Origin of the sequence: Pantoea sp. F_5 (genome assembly GCF_008631595.1) — a bacterium.
GTDB classification, from domain to species: domain Bacteria; phylum Pseudomonadota; class Gammaproteobacteria; order Enterobacterales; family Enterobacteriaceae; genus Pantoea; species Pantoea gossypiicola.
This window is the reverse complement of record NZ_VWUO01000002.1, coordinates 196,711-214,623: the sequence shown is the minus strand read 5'-3', so window position 1 is coordinate 214,623 and position 17,913 is coordinate 196,711. Positions and strand designations below refer to the sequence as shown.

The following is a 17,913-nucleotide window of genomic DNA, read 5'->3' as shown; positions in this document are numbered from 1 at the left end:
TTAGTCAGCGCAGATCGAGGTAGGTTCAATGGTCGCCGTAATGTTGAAGGACGATGAGTGTTTTTCAGGCAAGTGAAATACCTGACGCATCAGCCGGATGATTGTTTTAACAGAACCCGTACTGGGGTATCAGCATTAAGAATGAGAAAAGGCCGCTCATGGCGGCCTGACATGATGGTTATATTACCAGTAACGTTAGCTGGCGCTATTTTCCAGCAGGCTGATGGCCAGCCTCATAACAGGTTCAGGCTCAATGCCGGTGAACATCCGGTGAATTTTTTCAGTAATGGCCTCGCGGGTTACCGGCTTATTCTCAGCCACAATTTCCATCACAGCCTGACCGAACAGCAGTCGGCATGCCGCAATGGCATCACTTACAGCCTCATCATCCATAATATTCTCCCTGTGTATCGGCAGAAGAGTACACCCCTGCTGCAGCAGGATCATGCTGAACTGTTTATTTTGCGGCACACGTTACAAAAATGAATGAGCTGTCTCGTACCGATAACCATGCCCGGCATGTTAAATGCCGGGCATTTATCAGACAAACAGGATATTAACTAATATTCTCATTTAACAAATCGAGAGCAACCTTGTAAATCAGCGCAGGCTGCGCATCAGGTAACATTACCTTTATTTTTGCTTCCAGCGTGCGGTTAGTTACTGGCTGATTATCTGCCAGTAATTCCAGTACAGCCTGGCCAAACATCAGCCGACAGATGTAAATCGCGTCTTTCGTATATTTTGTTTCCATAAATCCTCCTTATGAGTGAGGTATTACAGTAACGATAATCAGCCATGGAAAGATGTCCGTTTTGCGTTTACGGTTTCTTTTGCAGTGGCATCGGATAATGCAATTTGCATAAATATTAAAATGCTCAGCCGCAGGTAAGAATTTTTCTGGGTACGGACAGGGAAAAGCCATTCAGTCATACGTTGCAGAGGACGCTCATCGCCCGTTATTTTACTGAGCCAGCAGAGCATCAATGCTGAATACGTCATGGCTGAAGAGGCGAAGGAGGAGAGAATGGAAAAGTGCGAAAAGCGGATACAAAAAAGCCAGCATAGCGTTTAACGCTATGCTGGCTTAAGCGGATTACATATTTTCGATGATCGCGTCACCAAACTCTGAACATTTCAGCAGCTTAGCGCCATCCATCAGGCGTTCGAAATCGTAAGTCACGGTCTTGTTAGCGATAGCGCCTTCAACACCTTTAACAATCAGGTCAGCCGCTTCGAACCACTCCAGGTGGCGCAGCCTTACCTTAATATCAGATGGTTAATCTATTGATTTAGTGAGATAAAAAACTTAACCAGGTGCTTCAAACTGTTTTTTATGTGAGGGATTAGGCTATATAGATTAGTGAATTGATTAGGGTTTTGCAGAAGAATTCACTGATAATCCAGCCCGCCATTGAGCGGGCTATTTGTGGTCAGCCTGGCAGTTGACGCTGCCGGGATTTTTTAAACAGCCTCACGTTTTAGTGAATGTTATGCTTGAGCAACTTCATAGCCACATCGTAAACCAGTTCGGGCTTGCAGTCGGGAAGCATTTTCTTCACTTTATCTTCCAGGGCAACATTGGTTACCAGTTGATCATCGCTAAGCAATTCCAGTACCGCTTGACCAAATATCAACCGACAGATGTGGATTGCATCTTTTGTATATTTATCTTCCATAACACCTCCTTTTGTAAGAGATGTCACAATACGAAGAAGCAGATTCGACCTCATCTGACAGTGCGTTTTTTAAGCAAAGAAATCACAAGGCAATAACGTTGAATAACAATTAAAGTGATTGAATTTTCAGGGCGGTGGATGAGTTTTTAATTCTTGCAGCAGGAGTGACGGGGCAATGCTGGCAGCCAGATCATCGCGGCGCTCTTATAGCGCCACAACCCTGCTGGCGATTGCCTCGAGCGTCACCGTTTCACCTCTGGCCACCAGCTGCCAGGCACCCTCGCCCATAGCCATGTTATGCTATGCTGCCTTATAAATAACTTCTTCAAATCCATTTTCATATTCCGACTCCTCTTTAAAGAAAACCATTTAAACGCTGTGTTAAATTGATCACAAAATTTCAGCACATCTTCCAAATTATATTGATCAAACGCACCACTGAAACGATTAACGCATTTACATATAAAGATTTTTTTAATAATTTGAAAACACTAATCATGGATTGATCATAGGAAATGGCTAATGCAATACAGCAACCAAGTAATAGGATTTTTACAAGGAAATGACATTTTAGCTAAAAATCTCGACAACGCTCTTTTAGGCGTCAAAGAAGCAGTCTCAAACCAGATTGATACTATAGGTGCAGGTGCACAAAGAGCGTTGTATTACTTATCATGCTTTACGGATGAATATCAGGACGTTTGTCGGCAGCAAAAAACGGAGGATTTAAGGTTTATTAAAGCAGTTAATAAACTAATTACCTCCAGAAATATTGTGAATGACATGCTAAAAATATATTTCGACGAGATATTTAAATACAAAACGAACGCTTAACTGGAGCGAATTAAAATGTCTCTGATGGCGGTAAATATTCATATTGCCGCCAGCCATTTAACACAGCAAGGCTTTACCCTCGCAGTAACGGCGGCGGTTGCTGTAGGCATGAAAGCCAGTCTTAATATCAGCGCACTTGTCGGACGCAGTGCTGGCGTAGTTGTTGCTGCCGCTGGGGTGTATGGAGTTGTGCAAAAAGCAGCTGATAGTGCAAACCGGCTTCGTCAAACTCTGCCTGCATATTACACCGTGCTTTATGCAAATGAATTGGAAATGATGTATTTTCTTATCGACTCTTTATTTGATAATTCAGGGGCACTTAGAAATGCCACGCCTTCTGTTGATGAAATCACAAAAATCATTACTAATATGATTCGGTAAATAAATGATGATAAATTTCATAACCAGAATATTTAGAAGAATTTTTAAATCAATGATTGAACTTTATGGGCCTCCCCTTCTGGTTCTTACTTTTTCGGTTTTCTTTATACAAATTTTTCCAGACGGCCCTTATTGGCCCATACCCGCCTTTATCGTGCTAGTGGTAATATTTTTCCCCATACTTTTTAAATGGTAAATTAATAGCTAACAAGAACTTTAATTTTTTATAAGGAAATAACATGTCTACACCAGCTCATTTATGGCTAGAAGATGAAAACGGATCACCAATTGTTGGTAGTCGCCAGATGCCATTAAGGTTAGGCTCAATTGAATTAAAATCATTCTCACACGGCGTAACTATCCCTGTAGATCCCAGCTGGGGAAAATTAACAGGTACGCGTGTACACAACCCCATTACAATAGTTAAAGAGTTTGATCAAACAACGCCACTCCTATACCGCGCTGTCTGCGAAGGCCGCACCATGAAGAAAGCGATAATCCGAATGTATCGTATTCTGGAATCTGGCATCGAAGCAGAATATTTCAATATCATTCTGGAAAACGTAAAATTTACAACGGTTGCGCCGTATCTGGCCCCTAACGGTATGAGTAGTACTCATCTCGAAACGCTCGAATTACGTTATGAGGCGATTACATGGAAGTATACGGAGGGTAATGTAATTTACCGCGACACATGGAATCAACGAGCCACATATTGAACAAAAAAAGCCCGGCAATAGCCGGGCTGGTGTTGGCAGATAAAATTAAGAAAACTCTATAAAATCTCATTATTAAAAATATTCTTATCCACCCTATCACACACCCAAATAATATTAATTTCACGTTGTTTTCCTACTCATATATCAGGCTCTCTCTAACCATGTTCAAAATATACTCATCTTTAATTTTGCTCCGACTTATTTAACCGATCAATTCTCCAGAATTGATCGGTTAAACAGATCGACTGACATAAGGCTCTGTAAAAAAGGATTATTTGCTAATTCATAGCAACTATTTTTTTGGTTAACCCTCAACCTCAGTATCAGAGCTTTCGTACTTGTGATTCACCATCATCACACAACATCACAGGCAGAACGTTGCGAAGCGCTAACTATCAGCTCCATCACTACCGGCTTCATCAAAGCACGTAAAATGACAAGCCTGACAGAGAATGACACCCCACCAACATTCCACGAGCAGCGCTCACTGGCTGAGCGGTTATATCGTGAACAGGGCATGGACATACAGCACTACCTGGTCATAAAAAACCAGACGCAGACCGATAAATACAACGATGACAAGGGCAAAGATTGACTGGTCGTGGCGGTATAAAACAGTACGATTAATGTTCAGTTTAGCAGAAGGGTTTTGCTGGAGTTTTGCAGAAAAAAGTCAGAAAAAAAAGCCAACACGATTTTTACATTCGTGTTGGCTATATGTTTCGTAAAACTGATTACATATTTTCGATGATCGCGTCACCAAACTCTGAACATTTCAGCAGTTTAGCGCCATCCATCAGGCGTTCGAAATCGTAAGTCACGGTCTTGTTAGCGATAGCGCCTTCAACACCTTTAACAATCAGGTCAGCCGCTTCGAACCACTCCAGGTGGCGCAGCATCATTTCTGCAGACAGGATCACTGAACCTGGGTTCACTTTATCCTGACCGGCATACTTAGGCGCAGTACCGTGGGTTGCTTCGAACAGTGCACACTCATCACCAATGTTCGCGCCTGGTGCGATACCTATACCGCCAACCTGCGCCGCCAGGGCATCAGAGATGTAGTCACCGTTCAGGTTCATACAGGCGATAACGTCATATTCAGCCGGACGCAGCAGGATCTGCTGCAGGAACGCATCCGCGATCACATCTTTAACGATGATCTCTTTGCCGGTGTTCGGGTTTTTGAACTTCATCCACGGGCCGCCGTCGATCAGTTCGCCGCCAAACTCGTCTTTCACTAACTGGTATCCCCAGTCTTTGAAAGAGCCTTCGGTGAACTTCATGATGTTGCCTTTGTGAACCAGGGTCAGTGAATCACGATCGTTGGTGATGGTGTATTCAACTGCCGCGCGGACCAGACGTTTGGTACCCGCTTCTGAACACGGCTTAACGCCGATACCGCACTGCTCAGGGAAGCGAATTTTCTTCACGCCCATCTCTTCGCGCAGGAACTTGATTACTTTGTCCGCTTCGGCAGAGCCCGCTTTCCACTCGATACCCGCATAGATATCTTCGGAGTTTTCACGGAAGATCACCATGTCGGTCTCTTCAGGGCGTTTAACCGGGCTTGGCGTGCCTTTGTAGTAACGTACCGGACGCAGGCAGACGTAGAGGTCAAGCTCCTGACGCAGTGCTACGTTCAGTGAACGAATACCGCCGCCGACCGGGGTGGTCAGTGGGCCTTTAATGGCCACGCGATATTCTTTGATTAAGTCGAGCGTTTCCTGTGGCAGCCAGACGTCCTGACCGTAGAGTTCAACTGACTTCTCACCCGTGTAAATCTCCATCCAGGAGATTTTACGCTCGCCGTTGTAGGCCTTCTTCACCGCCGCGTCGACGACTTTCAGCATCACCGGGGAAACATCAACACCGATACCGTCACCCTCAATGTAAGGAATGACCGGATTGTTTGGTACGGTAAGCTTGCCCTGATTCAGGGTGATTTTCTGACCTTCCGCCGGAACTACTACTTTGCTTTCCATTAACCTCTCCTGGGCGTTTGTTAATGATTTGTAAGATGCGCGTCAATACTACTTGAATATTTCCGTCACGCCAATCACCGCAATTTCACGTTATAATGCGCCGAATGTTTCTGACTGCAAAGCCCATGCGAAAAACAACTCAACGAATTCACCAGGATAAACGATTCAGCCGCCCGACGCGTGATGTGCGACGTGCGCCTGCCCGCCCTGCTGCTCCACGACGTGTCATTCTGTTTAACAAACCGTTCGACGTTTTGCCGCAATTCACCGATGAAGCGGGCCGCCGCACCCTGAAAGATTTTGTCAGCGTCGCAGACGTTTATGCCGCGGGTCGCCTTGACCGTGATAGCGAAGGCCTGATGGTACTGACCAACGACGGTGCCCTGCAGGCCGCGCTGACGCAGCCCGGCAAACGCACGGGTAAGGTCTATTATGTGCAGGTGGAAGGCGAGCCTCAGGAGGCGGATCTTCAGCCTCTCCGCGAAGGGGTTAATCTGAAAGATGGCATGACGTTGCCCGCTGGCGTGGAAAAAGTGGCTGAGCCGGCGTGGCTCTGGCCGCGCCAGCCGCCAATCCGTGAGCGCAAAAATATTCCGACGCAGTGGCTGAAAGTCACACTGTATGAAGGCCGCAATCGTCAGGTACGCCGGATGACAGCGCATATTGGCTTTCCCACCTTACGGTTGATTCGCTACGCCATGGGGCGCTATTCGCTCGACGATCTGGCTCCGGGTACGTGGCGTGAAATCAGCGATAGCCCCACCTGAAAATCGATTTTTTATAACCTCAGGTTAACAATTGCGGAGAAGTGATGTTTAAACCTCATGTTACTGTCGCCTGTCTGGTCCAGGCAGAGGGTGAACTGCTGGTAGTGGAAGAGACGATCAACGGTCGTCCTACCTGGAATCAGCCTGCCGGACATCTCGAAGCGGATGAAACGCTGCTGGAAGCAGCCGAACGTGAACTCTATGAAGAGACGGGTATTGCGGCACCGATGCACTATTTCATCGGGATAAACCAGTGGATCGCGCCCGACAGTACGCCTTTTGTGCGTTTTCTGTTTGGCGTCGATCTGGCGGGGAAAACGCCAACTCAGCCGCAGGATAGCGACATCGATTGCTGCTGGTGGCTGCCGCCAGCGCAGATTCTCACTGCATCTAACCTGCGTTCGCCACTGGTCGCTGAAAGCGTGCGCCTGTGGCAACAGGGCACGCGCTATCCGCTACATCTGGTCAGCCCGTTCCGGTGGCCGTTTCACGAGGGTGCGCGCCTGCCTTCTGCATGATAGAATGCGCCGCCTGTTTTTTTATCGTAATGCGAGCGTGTCATGTCTGACAACAGCCAGAAAAAAGTGATCGTCGGTATGTCCGGCGGTGTCGATTCTTCCGTTTCCGCCTGGTTACTGCAACAGCAGGGTTACCAGGTTGAAGGCCTGTTCATGAAGAACTGGGAGGAGGACGATGGCGAGGAGTATTGTACCGCCGCGGACGATCTGGCGGATGCACAGGCTGTGTGCGACAAGCTCGGTATGAAGCTGCATAAAGTTAACTTTGCTGCGGAATACTGGGATAACGTCTTTGAGCATTTCCTCGAAGAGTACAAAGCGGGCCGCACACCTAACCCCGACATTCTCTGCAACAAAGAGATCAAATTCAAAGCGTTCCTGGAGTTCGCAGCGGAAGACCTGGGCGCAGATTTCATCGCTACCGGTCACTACGTGCGCCGCAAGGACGTCGATGGTCAGAGCCAGCTGTTGCGCGGTCTGGATGGCAACAAAGACCAGAGCTACTTCCTCTATACCCTGAGTCACGAGCAGATTGCACAGAGTCTGTTCCCGGTCGGCGAGCTGGAAAAACCGGAAGTGCGCCGCATTGCGGAACAGCTGGACCTGATCACCGCAAAGAAAAAAGATTCGACCGGCATCTGCTTTATCGGCGAGCGCAAATTCCGCGACTTCCTGGCGCGCTATCTTCCGGCTCAGCCTGGCGAGATAGAAACTACCGAAGGCCAGATCGTCGGTGAACATCAGGGGCTGATGTACCATACACTGGGACAGCGTAAAGGTCTGGGTATCGGCGGGCTGAAAGAGAGCAAAGATGATCCCTGGTATGTGGTCGACAAAGACGTGGCGCGTAACCGTCTGATTATCGCCCAGGGTGGCGATCATCCGCGTCTGATGTCCGTTGGCCTGATTGCGCAGCAGTTGCACTGGGTTGATCGTCAGCCAATCACCGCTTCGCTCCGCTGCACCGTGAAAACCCGCTATCGTCAGACCGACATTCCCTGTGAGATTATTCCTCAGGGCGACGACCGGATTGCGGTGCGTTTCGACGAGCCGGTTGCTGCAGTCACGCCAGGCCAGTCTGCAGTCTTTTACCTTGGCGACGTCTGCCTCGGTGGCGGTATTATCGAACAGCGTCTGCCATTAGTGGCGGAGTAAGCGGGCTCAGCCCGCGTTGATGACGCGTAAACAGGAGTAACCGTGGCGAAAAATTATCAGGAAATCACGCTGGCGCTGGCGGGCATCTGTCAGTCCGCCCATCTCGTGCAGCAGCTGGCTCAGCAGGGTCACTGCCAGCCTGAGGCGCTGTCCGTGTCGCTGCGCAGCGTGCTGGATCTGAATCCTGGCTCCACGCTGGCGGTATTCGGCAACAATGAAGCCAACCTGCGCCTGGGACTCGAAACGCTGATGGCGGTGCTGAACAGCAGTAGTCGCCAGGGCGCAGGGGCTGAACTGACGCGTTACACCCTGAGTATGATGGTGCTGGAGCGCAAACTCAGCGCCAGTAAATCCGCCATGGCAACGCTGGCACAGCGCATTACGCAGCTGGATCGCCAGCTGGCACATTATGAACTGGAGTCAGACACTATCCTCAGCGCGATGGCGGGCATCTATGTGGATGTGATCAGTCCGCTTGGCCCGCGTATCCAGGTTACCGGTTCGCCTGCGGTGCTGCAGAATACGCAGGTGCAGAGTAAAGTGCGTGCTACCCTGTTAGCCGGTATCCGCGCGGCCGTATTGTGGCAGCAGGTCGGCGGTGGTCGACTGCAACTGATGTTCTCGCGTCAGCGTTTGCTGCGTGAAGCGAAAACCCTCTTATCCCGGCTGCCACTGACTTACTAAGTCGGTGCGGCAAAACACTGCTAAATGATTCAGGAGTTGCACTGATGGAATTATCCTCTCTGACCGCCGTCTCACCTGTCGATGGTCGTTACGGCGATAAAGTCAGCCCGCTGCGTGCGATTTTCAGCGAGTTCGGTCTGCTGAAATTCCGCGTTGAGGTTGAAGTTCGCTGGTTACAAAAACTGGCCGCGACCGCAGAGATCAAGGAAGTTCCTGCATTTGATGCCGACGCAAACGCTTTCCTTGATGCAATTGTCGCCGGTTTTTCAGAAGCAGATGCAGCACGCATCAAAACGATTGAGCGCACCACCAACCATGATGTGAAAGCGGTTGAGTATTTCCTGAAAGAGAAAGTGGCTGATATCCCTGCCCTGCATGCCGTCTCTGAATTTATCCACTTCGCCTGCACCTCTGAAGATATCAACAACCTGTCGCACGCCCTGATGCTGGAAACGGCCCGCCGTGACGTGATCCTGCCTTACTGGGACCAGCTGATCAGCGCCGTGAAAGGTCTTGCCAGTGAATACCGCGACATTCCGCTGCTCTCCCGCACCCACGGCCAGCCGGCGACGCCATCGACCATGGGTAAAGAGATGGCCAACGTCGCCTACCGTCTGGAGCGTCAGTTACGTCAGCTGAAGCAGATTGAAGTGCTGGGCAAAATCAATGGTGCAGTCGGTAACTATAATGCCCACATTGCTGCCTATCCTGAAGTGGACTGGCATGCGCTGAGCGAGAACTTCGTCACCTCACTGGGCATCACCTGGAACCCCTACACCACACAGATTGAACCACACGACTATATCGCTGAGATGTTCGACTGTATCGCCCGCTTTAACACCATCCTGATCGATTTCGATCGTGATATCTGGGGTTATGTGGCGCTGAACCATTTCAAACAGAAAACCATTGCGGGTGAAATTGGCTCCTCAACCATGCCGCATAAAGTTAACCCGATCGACTTCGAAAACTCCGAAGGCAATCTGGGCCTGGCGAACGCCGTGATGCAGCATCTGGCCAGCAAGCTACCGGTCTCACGCTGGCAGCGTGACCTGACCGACTCTACCGTGCTGCGTAACCTTGGCGTGGGCGTCGGTTATGCGCTGATCGCCTATCAGGCGACGCTGAAAGGCATCTCTAAGCTGGAAGTGAACCGTGACCGCCTGCTGGACGAGCTGGATCACAACTGGGAAGTACTGGCGGAACCGATCCAGACGGTGATGCGCCGTTATGGCATTGAGAAGCCGTATGAGAAGCTGAAAGAGCTGACGCGCGGCAAACGCGTGGATGCTGCCGGTATGCAGGCCTTTATCGACAGCCTGGCGCTACCGGATGAGGAAAAAGTGCGTCTGAAGCAGATGACGCCTGCAAACTATATTGGTCGCGCTATCCAGATGGTTGACGATCTGAAATAATGCCCGCCGCAGACCGGCACAGTCCGGTCTGCGTTAACATCTTGTTTAATACATTTCGCGTATACTTTCTGCAGGTTGACTCAAACAGAGTGTAAGGAATTTCTATGCGTGTTCTGGTTGTTGAAGACAATGCCCTGCTGCGCCATCATCTCGCCGTCCAGTTACGTGACATGGGCCATCAGGTCGATGCCGCCGAAGACGCCAAAGAAGCTGACTATTTTCTTCGGGAACATCTGCCCGATATTGCGCTGGTGGATCTCGGCCTGCCGGATGAAGATGGCATGTCGCTGATTCGCCGCTGGCGCAGTGATGCTGTGCGTCAGCCCATTCTGGTCCTGACTGCCCGTGAGGGCTGGCAGGCGAAAGTCGAAGCGCTGGAAGCCGGTGCGGATGATTACGTGACTAAACCGTTTCATATTGAAGAAGTCGCGGCACGCCTGCAGGCGCTGATGCGCCGTAACAGCGGTCATGCGTCGCAAATCATCGATATGGCCCCGTTTCAGGTCGACCTCTCACGGCGTGAGCTGACGGTGAATGAAGAGCCGGTGAAACTCACCGCCTTTGAGTACACCATTGTCGAGACGCTTATCCGTAACGCGGGCAAAGTGGTGAGCAAAGACTCGCTGATGTTGCAGCTCTATCCTGACGCTGAACTGCGCGAAAGCCACACCATCGACGTCCTGATGGGCCGTTTGCGCAAAAAGATTCTGGCGTTGCACCCCACTGAAGTCATCGCCACCGTGCGTGGCCAGGGTTACCGCTTTGATCTCTGACCATGTCCTGGTTTAACCGTTACCGCCCTATTTCGCTGCGCGCCCGCTTTCTGCTGGCCTCCGCAGCGATAGTCCTGTTCCTTTCACTCTCTTACGGCATGGTCGCAGTCATTGGCTATGTGGTGAGTTTCGATAAAAATACCTATCGGGTGATGCGCGGCGAGAGCAATCTGTTCTTTACGCTGGCGCAATGGCATGACAATAAGCTCACCATCGCTCAGCCGGAACGCATGACGCTGAATTTTCCGACGCTGGTCTTCATCTACGATGAGCACGGCAAGCTGCTGTGGCAGCAACGCGACGTGCCGGATATTCGCAAAAAGATCCGCCGCGAATGGCTGCTGAAGCCTGATTTCTACGAGATCGATACCAGCAACCGCACCAGCATGGTCGCGATGGGGAACAATCTCAACGCTAAACAACGGCTTAATGACTGGGACACGGACAGCAACGATACCTTTACCCATTCGGTTGCCGTTAACCGTTACGATGCCACGACGAATCTGCCCGCGCTCACCATCGTGGTGGTCGACTCTATTCCACAGGAGCTTCAGCACTCGGACGTGGTCTGGTCGTGGTTCAGCTATGTGCTGGCGGCCAACCTGATACTGATTGTTCCGCTGCTGTGGCTGGCCGCGCACTGGAGTCTGCGGCCAATCGGTGCGCTGACTCAGCAGGTGCGCGAGCTGGAAACCAGTCAGCGCGAAAACCTGGACGATAATCCGCCGCAGGAGTTGCGCAGTCTGGTGCGCAACCTCAATCTGCTGCTGACCAATGAGCGGCAGCGCTATACCCGCTATCGCACCACCCTTTCTGATCTGACCCATAGCCTGAAAACGCCGCTGGCCGTGTTGCAGAGTACGCTGCGCTCGCTGCGCAACGGTAAAGAGCTGACGGTGGAGCAGGCAGAACCGGTCATGCTGGAGCAGATCAGCCGCATCTCACAGCAGGTGGGATACTACCTGCATCGCGCCAGTATGCAGGCCGATCACAACCCATTGCAGCGCGATATCCATTCCGTTTCCGGTCTGCTCGACAAGCTCTGTTCGGCACTGAATAAAGTCTATCAGCGCAAAGGCGTGGCGATAACGCTGGATATCTCACCGGAGCTGTCCTTTATTGGCGACCAGAATGACTTTATGGAAGTGCTGGGCAACGTGCTCGATAACGCCTGCAAGTACTGCCTGGAGTTTATCGAAGTCAGCGCTTTTCAAAGCGAAAATGCACTGCATCTCTATATTGACGACGATGGTCCGGGTATTCCCGAGAGCAAGCGCGATTTAGTGTTTGTCCGGGGTCAGCGTGCCGATACGCTGCGGCCAGGACAGGGCTTAGGTCTGGCGGTGGTGCGCGACATACTGGAACAGTATGATGGCAATGTCATCGCCACCAGCAGTGCGCTGGGCGGAACTCGTATGGAAGTGGTTTTTCAGCGCCAGGAAGTCGAACATCACCGCGAGTAGAAAACCCTCAGGACTGTTATACTAGCTGGCATTTACAGCCCTAAGCGGAACCCTTGTATGGACTATCAGCTCGATATTAACTGGCCCGATTTTATTCAGCGCTACTGGCAGAAACGCCCGGTCGTGCTGAAGCGTGGTTTTAAAAACTTTGCCGATCCCCTTTCACCGGATGAACTCGCCGGACTGGCAATGGAAAACGAGGTGGACAGCCGCCTGGTCAGCCATCAGGACGGCAAATGGCAGGTCAGCCACGGCCCGTTTGAGAGCTATGATCATCTGGGAGAGAACAACTGGTCACTGCTGGTCCAGGCGGTTAATCACTGGCATGAACCCTCTGCCGCGCTGATGCGCCCTTTCCGCTTTCTGCCTGACTGGCGTGTTGATGACCTGATGGTGTCGTTTGCTGTGCCTGGCGGCGGCGTCGGCCCTCATTTTGATCAGTATGATGTCTTTATTATTCAGGGTACTGGCCGCCGTCGCTGGCGCGTCGGTGAAAAAGTGGCGCTGAAGCAGCACTGCCCGCACCCGGACCTGCTGCAGGTTGAACCGTTCGATGCCATCATCGATGAAGAGCTGGAGCCGGGCGATATTCTCTACATTCCGCCGGGATTCCCGCACGAAGGCTACTCGCTGGAAAACGCACTGAACTACTCCGTGGGTTTCCGCGCCCCCAGCGGTCGCGAGTTAATCAGCGGCTTTGCAGACTATGCCCTGGCCAATGAGCTGGGCAGCCTGCGCTTCAGCGATCCGGATGTGCCTGCACGTGATTGCCCGTCGCAGATCCTGCCGCAGGAAATTGAAGGCGTGCGCCAGCTGATGCTGGATGTAGTCAATCAGCCGGCGCAGTTTGAGCAGTGGTTCGGCGAATTCATTTCGCAGTCACGCCACGAACTCGACGTCGCGCCGCCGGAACCGCCTTATCAGCCTGATGAAATTTATGATGCGCTGCAACAGGGCGATGCGCTGAGCCGGTTGGGTGGCCTGCGTGTCCTGACGATTGGTGATGCTGTTTATATCAATGGTGAGCGGGTTGAGTGTTCACGCCCTGATGTGATGGCAGTTCTGGCGAATCACTATCGCATCACACTGGAGGATCTGGGCGATGCGCTGGATGATCCGGCCGTACTGGCGCAAATCGCCGGTCTGGTGAATGCCGGATACTGGTACTTCGGCGAGGAATAACCCGCAGCGCGTAACAGTGCGCTGCGGCTGAATCAGGCTCTCCTGCCGTCATGGCAAGAGAGCCTTTTTTTAATTTAATCCTTTTTCTGCGCGGCCAGCTCTGACAGACGCACAATCACTTCCACTGACTTCGCCATGATATTCAGCGACGCGAACTCATGCTTGCCGTGATAATTATAGCCCCCGGTAAAGATGTTCGGGCAAGGTAACCCTTTCCACGACAGCGATGACCCATCGGTGCCGCCGCGAATCGGTTTCACCACGGGTTCAATGCCGCAGTCACGCATCGCCTGCAAAGCCAGGTCAATGATATGCGGAAACGGCTCAACCTTTTCACGCATGTTGCGATAGCTGTTGGTGATCTCAACAGTGACCGAGCAGTCAGGGTGCAGGGTTTTGTTGATCTCTGCAGCGATCTGCAGCAGCGTCTGTTTACGCTGTTCGAAACTCTCTGTTTCAAAGTCACGAATGATGTAGAGCATCTCGGCGTGCTCGACGCTGCCTTTGATTTGATGCAGATGGTAGAAGCCCTCATAGCCGTCTGTGTACTGCGGTTTTTCGCTGGCCGGTACGGCCGCATGAAACTGGTTAGCCAGCTCCAGCGCATTGACCATCACGCCTTTGGCGGAGCCTGGATGCACGTTGTTACCGACGATTTTGACCGTAGCCGAGGCGGCATTGAAGTTCTCATACTCAAACTCACCCAGATCGCTGCCATCAATGGTGTAGGCCCAGTCGGCGGCAAACGCCTCCACATCGAAGTGTGAGGTGCCGCGACCAATCTCTTCATCAGGAGTAAAGGCGACGCGGATCGCGCCGTGTGGCGTATCGCTGTCAGCCAGCTGCGCCATCGCCGTCATGATCTCGGCGATACCCGCTTTATCATCCGCGCCCAGCAGGGTTTTGCCATCAGTAGTAATCAGGGTATGCCCAATCAGCTTGTGCAGCACCGGGAACATGACCGGTGACAGGACCTCGTTGCCATTACCCAGCGCAATGTCGCCACCGCGATAATCTTCGATGATCTGCGGATTCACATGTTTCGCTGTAAAATCAGGCGAGGTATCCATGTGGGAGATGAAACCGATAACTGGCGTCGGCCAGTCAACATTGGCGGGCAGCGTGCCCATGACGCAACAGTGATCGCTCAGGGTGACATCAACAAAACCCAGGGCCAGCAGCTCCTCCTGCAGCTGACGCGCCAGCGTCCACTGCCCTTCACTGCTGGGCACGTGGCGCGCCTGCGGCTTAGCCTGTGTCTCAACTGCCACATAACTTAAAAAGCGCTCAAGTAACTGTTCCATATCCCATCCTTTAAAAGTGACGTCCGGTATTATTCACAGACCCGCTGGTCACAACGTTGCGTAAAATCATTTGCAGACAGGTTAGCGCTGTCGGTGACCTTTGGGAAAGGAATAAGCCCGAAAAAAACGCCTGATTACGTGATTGTTGCGGCAAACCTCGCAATGTTGTTAACAGCCGGTCGAATTGCCGCGACCAGACGGGCAAAACATGGCAATGCCTTATTTTTCAGGTATCATCCGCCCCTCTTTGCTGGCTGGCTGCACTGAGCAGCTATGCTGTAACCTGTTCGACCTTAGACAGACTGAGACTAAAATGACGCAAACACGCGCACAGCAGGCGCTGGTTACGCTTTCTGGCATCAGTAAAGCTTTTGATGGTAAGACCATCATTGATGATTTTAACCTGACCATCCATCACGGTGAGTTCATCACCCTGCTCGGCCCGTCGGGCTGTGGCAAAACCACCATTCTGCGCCTGATTGCCGGGCTGGAAGCGGCTGATCGCGGCCGTATCTCACTAGATGATCAGGACATTACTGATACGCCGGCCGAACACCGTCACGTCAACACCGTGTTTCAGAGCTACGCGCTGTTTCCCCATATGACCGTGTCTGAAAACGTCGCCTTTGGCCTGCGGATGCAGAAAACCCCGGCGGCAGAAATTGAGAGCCGGGTTAAAGATGCGCTGGCGATGGTGCAGCTGGAACACTTTGCCGATCGCCGCCCGCATCAGCTTTCCGGCGGCCAGCAACAGCGTGTGGCGATTGCCCGCGCGGTCGTAAACCGTCCCAAAGTGCTGCTGCTGGACGAATCGCTCTCGGCGCTGGACTATAAGCTGCGCCGTCAGATGCAGAACGAGCTCAAAGCCCTGCAGCGTAAGCTCGGCATTACCTTTGTCTTTGTCACCCACGATCAGGAAGAGGCGCTGACCATGTCCGATCGCATCGTGGTCATGCGTGATGGCAAAGTAGTGCAGGATGGTACCCCACGCGAAATCTACGAAGAGCCCGAAAATCTGTTTGTTGCCCGCTTTATCGGCGAAATTAATGTCTTTGACGCTGAAGTACTCGCCAGCGACAGCACGCCAGACGTGCGGGCCCGGGTAGAGGGACGCGAGTGCGAGATCCACTGTACTTTCCCGGTCAGTGTGGGTGACCGGCTGCATGTTCTGCTGCGTCCGGAGGATCTGCGGGTGCAGGAGATGCATGATGACAGCGCATCAGATGGCCTGATTGGCTATGTGCGCGAACGTAACTACAAAGGCATGACGCTGGAGTCTGCGGTAGAGCTGGAGAACGGTAAGCTGGTTACGGTCAGCGAGTTCTTTAATGAGGATGACCCGGACGTTGATCACTCACTTAATCAGAAGATGGCCGTGAGCTGGGTGCCGGGATGGGAGGTGGTACTGCCGTATGAAGCTGACGCGTAATAGTTTTCAGAAGGGGGTCATCGCACTGATCGTCGGCTGGCTGGTGCTGTTCGTCTTTGTGCCCAATCTGATGATTTTTGTTACCAGTTTTCTGACGCGCGATGATGCCCACTTCGTCAGCGCGGTGTTGACCTTCAGTAATTATACCCGGCTGCTCGACCCGCTTTATGCGCAGGTGCTGCTGCACTCGCTGAACATGGCGCTGATTGCGACTCTCGGCTGTCTGCTGCTCGGCTATCCTTTTGCCTGGTGTCTGACAAAACTCACGCCGCGCCTGCGTCCGCTGATGCTGTTTCTGTTGATTGTACCTTTCTGGACCAACTCGCTAATCCGTATTTACGGCCTGAAAATTTTCCTCAGCCCCCGTGGCTGGCTGAATGATTTCCTGCTGTCGCTGGGGCTGATCGATAAACCGTTTCGCATCATGTATACCCCGGAAGCGGTGATCCTCGGGCTGATCTACATTCTGCTGCCGTTTATGGTGTTGCCACTCTACTCCAGCCTGGAGAAACTGGATAAACCGCTGCTGGAAGCGGCGCGCGACCTCGGTGCCGGTAAGCTGCAAACCTTTTTCCGTATTATTTTGCCGCTGACCATGCCGGGCATCATTGCGGGCTGTTTGCTGGTGTTGATCCCGGCAATGGGGCTGTTTTACGTTGCCGATCTGATGGGCGGCGCAAAGAATCTGCTGATCGGCAACGTCATCAAAAGCCAGTTCCTCAACATCCGCGACTGGCCGTTTGGCGCGGCTACCAGCATTGTGCTGACACTGCTGATGGGATTGCTGTTGCTGATTTACTGGCGCGCGGCGCGCCTGCTGAATAATCGGGTGGATTTAGGATGATGGCACGCCTGTTACGCGGCAGTTTTATGGCGATTATTTACGCCTGGTTCTACATACCGATTGTTATTCTGATCGTGAATTCGTTTAACGTCTCCCGCTTTGGCATTAACTGGCAGGGTTTCACGACCCGGTGGTACAGCCTGCTGCTGAACAATGACAGTCTGATTCAGGCGGCGCAGCACTCGCTGATCATGGGCGTGCTCTCAGCCAGCTGTGCCACACTGATCGGCGCACTCACCGCTGTCGCACTCTTTCGCTACCGTTTTCGGGGCAAGCCCTTTGTCAGTGGCATGCTGTTCGTGGTGATGATGTCGCCGGATATTGTGATGGCTATCTCCCTGCTGGTGCTGTTTATGCTGCTGGGCATTTCACTGGGCTTCTGGTCACTGCTTTTTTCCCACATTACATTTTGCCTGCCGTTTGTGGTGATTACTGTCTACTCACGTCTGAAAGGCTTTGATGTGCGCATGCTGGAGGCAGCCAAAGATCTGGGGGCCAGCGAAATCACCATTCTGCGCAAAATCATTCTGCCGCTGGCGATGCCAGCCGTCGCCGCCGGATGGTTACTGAGCTTTACCCTGTCGATGGATGATGTGGTGGTCTCTTCCTTTGTCACCGGTCCGACGTTTGAGATTTTACCGCTGAAGATCTACTCGATGGTAAAAGTTGGCGTCTCACCGGAAGTGAATGCGCTGGCCACTATTTTAATGCTGCTGTCATTGCTGCTGGTCGCGGCCAGTCAGTGGCTGCTGCGTGACAGAAATAAATAAGAGGATTGAGG

Annotated in this window: 20 protein-coding genes and 1 pseudogene; 15 read left to right on the top strand and 6 right to left on the bottom strand. The window is 52.0% G+C overall.

What is annotated here, in order from left to right:
* Nucleotides 1–195: 195 nt before the first annotated feature.
* The 4 genes and pseudogenes from F3I44_RS03485 to F3I44_RS03470 form a co-directional block, all read right to left on the bottom strand.
* A complete protein-coding gene (locus F3I44_RS03485) occupies nt 196–393 on the bottom strand; it encodes a hypothetical protein (RefSeq protein WP_150009635.1) in 198 nt (65 codons plus the stop codon).
* A 163-nt stretch (nt 394–556) separates the two neighbouring features.
* Nucleotides 557–754 (bottom strand): hypothetical protein, encoded by a 198-nt coding sequence (locus F3I44_RS03480; protein WP_150009637.1) that lies wholly within the window; start codon nt 752–754, stop codon nt 557–559.
* Nucleotides 755–1,096: 342 nt separating this feature from the next.
* Nucleotides 1,097–1,267: pseudogene (locus F3I44_RS03475) on the bottom strand (NADP-dependent isocitrate dehydrogenase); the annotation flags it as partial.
* 214 nt (nt 1,268–1,481) lie between these two features.
* A complete protein-coding gene (locus F3I44_RS03470) occupies nt 1,482–1,679 on the bottom strand; it encodes a hypothetical protein (protein WP_150009639.1) in 198 nt (65 codons plus the stop codon).
* 522 nt (nt 1,680–2,201) lie between these two features.
* On the opposite strand from F3I44_RS03470, the gene F3I44_RS24235 reads away from it, so the two are divergent.
* The 4 genes from F3I44_RS24235 (at nt 2,202) to F3I44_RS23875 (ending at nt 4,208) form a co-directional block, all read left to right on the top strand.
* Nucleotides 2,202–2,513, top strand: coding sequence for a hypothetical protein (locus F3I44_RS24235; protein ID WP_370452825.1), 312 nt, complete (start codon nt 2,202–2,204; stop codon nt 2,511–2,513).
* Nucleotides 2,514–2,528: 15 nt separating this feature from the next.
* The gene (locus F3I44_RS24230; RefSeq protein WP_370452824.1) at nt 2,529–2,894 is read left to right on the top strand and encodes a hypothetical protein; all 366 of its coding nucleotides are present in this window, start codon (nt 2,529–2,531) and stop codon (nt 2,892–2,894) included.
* 239 nt (nt 2,895–3,133) lie between these two features.
* Complete coding sequence (locus F3I44_RS03460) at nt 3,134–3,613, top strand: type VI secretion system tube protein TssD (RefSeq protein ID WP_150009641.1); 480 nt, start codon at nt 3,134–3,136, stop codon at nt 3,611–3,613.
* A gap of 433 nt (nt 3,614–4,046) precedes the next feature.
* Nucleotides 4,047–4,208, top strand: a complete 162-nt coding sequence (locus F3I44_RS23875; protein WP_223811647.1) for a hypothetical protein — start codon at nt 4,047–4,049, stop codon at nt 4,206–4,208.
* A gap of 139 nt (nt 4,209–4,347) precedes the next feature.
* Here F3I44_RS23875 and icd read toward each other — a convergent pair whose 3' ends face one another.
* The gene (gene icd, locus F3I44_RS03450; protein WP_013357495.1) at nt 4,348–5,598 is read right to left on the bottom strand and encodes an NADP-dependent isocitrate dehydrogenase; all 1,251 of its coding nucleotides are present in this window, start codon (nt 5,596–5,598) and stop codon (nt 4,348–4,350) included.
* 104 nt (nt 5,599–5,702) lie between these two features.
* On the opposite strand from icd, the gene rluE reads away from it, so the two are divergent.
* From rluE to F3I44_RS03410, 8 genes are all read left to right on the top strand, one after another.
* On the top strand, nt 5,703–6,365 hold the full coding sequence (gene rluE / locus F3I44_RS03445) for a 23S rRNA pseudouridine(2457) synthase RluE (protein ID WP_150009645.1): 663 nt from the start codon (nt 5,703–5,705) through the stop codon (nt 6,363–6,365).
* A gap of 44 nt (nt 6,366–6,409) precedes the next feature.
* Nucleotides 6,410–6,883, top strand: a complete 474-nt coding sequence (locus tag F3I44_RS03440; protein ID WP_150009647.1) for an NUDIX domain-containing protein — start codon at nt 6,410–6,412, stop codon at nt 6,881–6,883.
* A gap of 42 nt (nt 6,884–6,925) precedes the next feature.
* Entirely contained in the window at nt 6,926–8,038 is a 1,113-nt protein-coding gene (gene mnmA, locus F3I44_RS03435) for a tRNA 2-thiouridine(34) synthase MnmA (protein WP_150009649.1), read from the top strand.
* 42 nt (nt 8,039–8,080) lie between these two features.
* A complete protein-coding gene (gene hflD / locus F3I44_RS03430) occupies nt 8,081–8,722 on the top strand; it encodes a high frequency lysogenization protein HflD (RefSeq protein ID WP_150009651.1) in 642 nt (213 codons plus the stop codon).
* 44 nt (nt 8,723–8,766) lie between these two features.
* A complete protein-coding gene (gene purB, locus F3I44_RS03425; RefSeq protein WP_150009653.1) occupies nt 8,767–10,137 on the top strand; it encodes an adenylosuccinate lyase in 1,371 nt (456 codons plus the stop codon).
* 104 nt (nt 10,138–10,241) lie between these two features.
* The gene (gene phoP, locus F3I44_RS03420) at nt 10,242–10,910 is read left to right on the top strand and encodes a two-component system response regulator PhoP (RefSeq protein ID WP_150009655.1); all 669 of its coding nucleotides are present in this window, start codon (nt 10,242–10,244) and stop codon (nt 10,908–10,910) included.
* A gap of 2 nt (nt 10,911–10,912) precedes the next feature.
* A complete protein-coding gene (gene phoQ / locus F3I44_RS03415; protein ID WP_150009657.1) occupies nt 10,913–12,373 on the top strand; it encodes a two-component system sensor histidine kinase PhoQ in 1,461 nt (486 codons plus the stop codon).
* Nucleotides 12,374–12,430: 57 nt separating this feature from the next.
* Nucleotides 12,431–13,555: a cupin domain-containing protein gene (locus F3I44_RS03410; RefSeq protein WP_150009659.1), complete on the top strand. Its 1,125-nt coding sequence runs from the start codon at nt 12,431–12,433 to the stop codon at nt 13,553–13,555.
* A 74-nt stretch (nt 13,556–13,629) separates the two neighbouring features.
* Here the strand turns inward: F3I44_RS03410 and pepT are convergent, their stop codons facing one another.
* Nucleotides 13,630–14,859, bottom strand: a complete 1,230-nt coding sequence (pepT, locus tag F3I44_RS03405) for a peptidase T (RefSeq protein ID WP_150009661.1) — start codon at nt 14,857–14,859, stop codon at nt 13,630–13,632.
* Between the two features lie 313 nt (nt 14,860–15,172).
* Between pepT and potA the strand changes: the two genes are divergently transcribed.
* Genes potA through potC form a run of 3 tightly spaced genes read left to right on the top strand, consistent with a single transcriptional unit; the run spans nt 15,173 to nt 17,902 of the window.
* Nucleotides 15,173–16,288: a spermidine/putrescine ABC transporter ATP-binding protein PotA gene (potA, locus tag F3I44_RS03400; RefSeq protein WP_150009663.1), complete on the top strand. Its 1,116-nt coding sequence runs from the start codon at nt 15,173–15,175 to the stop codon at nt 16,286–16,288.
* Nucleotides 16,272–17,132: a spermidine/putrescine ABC transporter permease PotB gene (gene potB, locus F3I44_RS03395; protein ID WP_150009665.1), complete on the top strand. Its 861-nt coding sequence runs from the start codon at nt 16,272–16,274 to the stop codon at nt 17,130–17,132. The genes potA and potB overlap by 17 nt, the downstream gene beginning before the upstream one ends.
* A complete protein-coding gene (gene potC / locus F3I44_RS03390) occupies nt 17,129–17,902 on the top strand; it encodes a spermidine/putrescine ABC transporter permease PotC (protein ID WP_150009667.1) in 774 nt (257 codons plus the stop codon). Before potB ends, potC begins: the two co-directional genes overlap by 4 nt.
* The last annotated feature ends 11 nt before the right edge of the window (nt 17,903–17,913 follow it).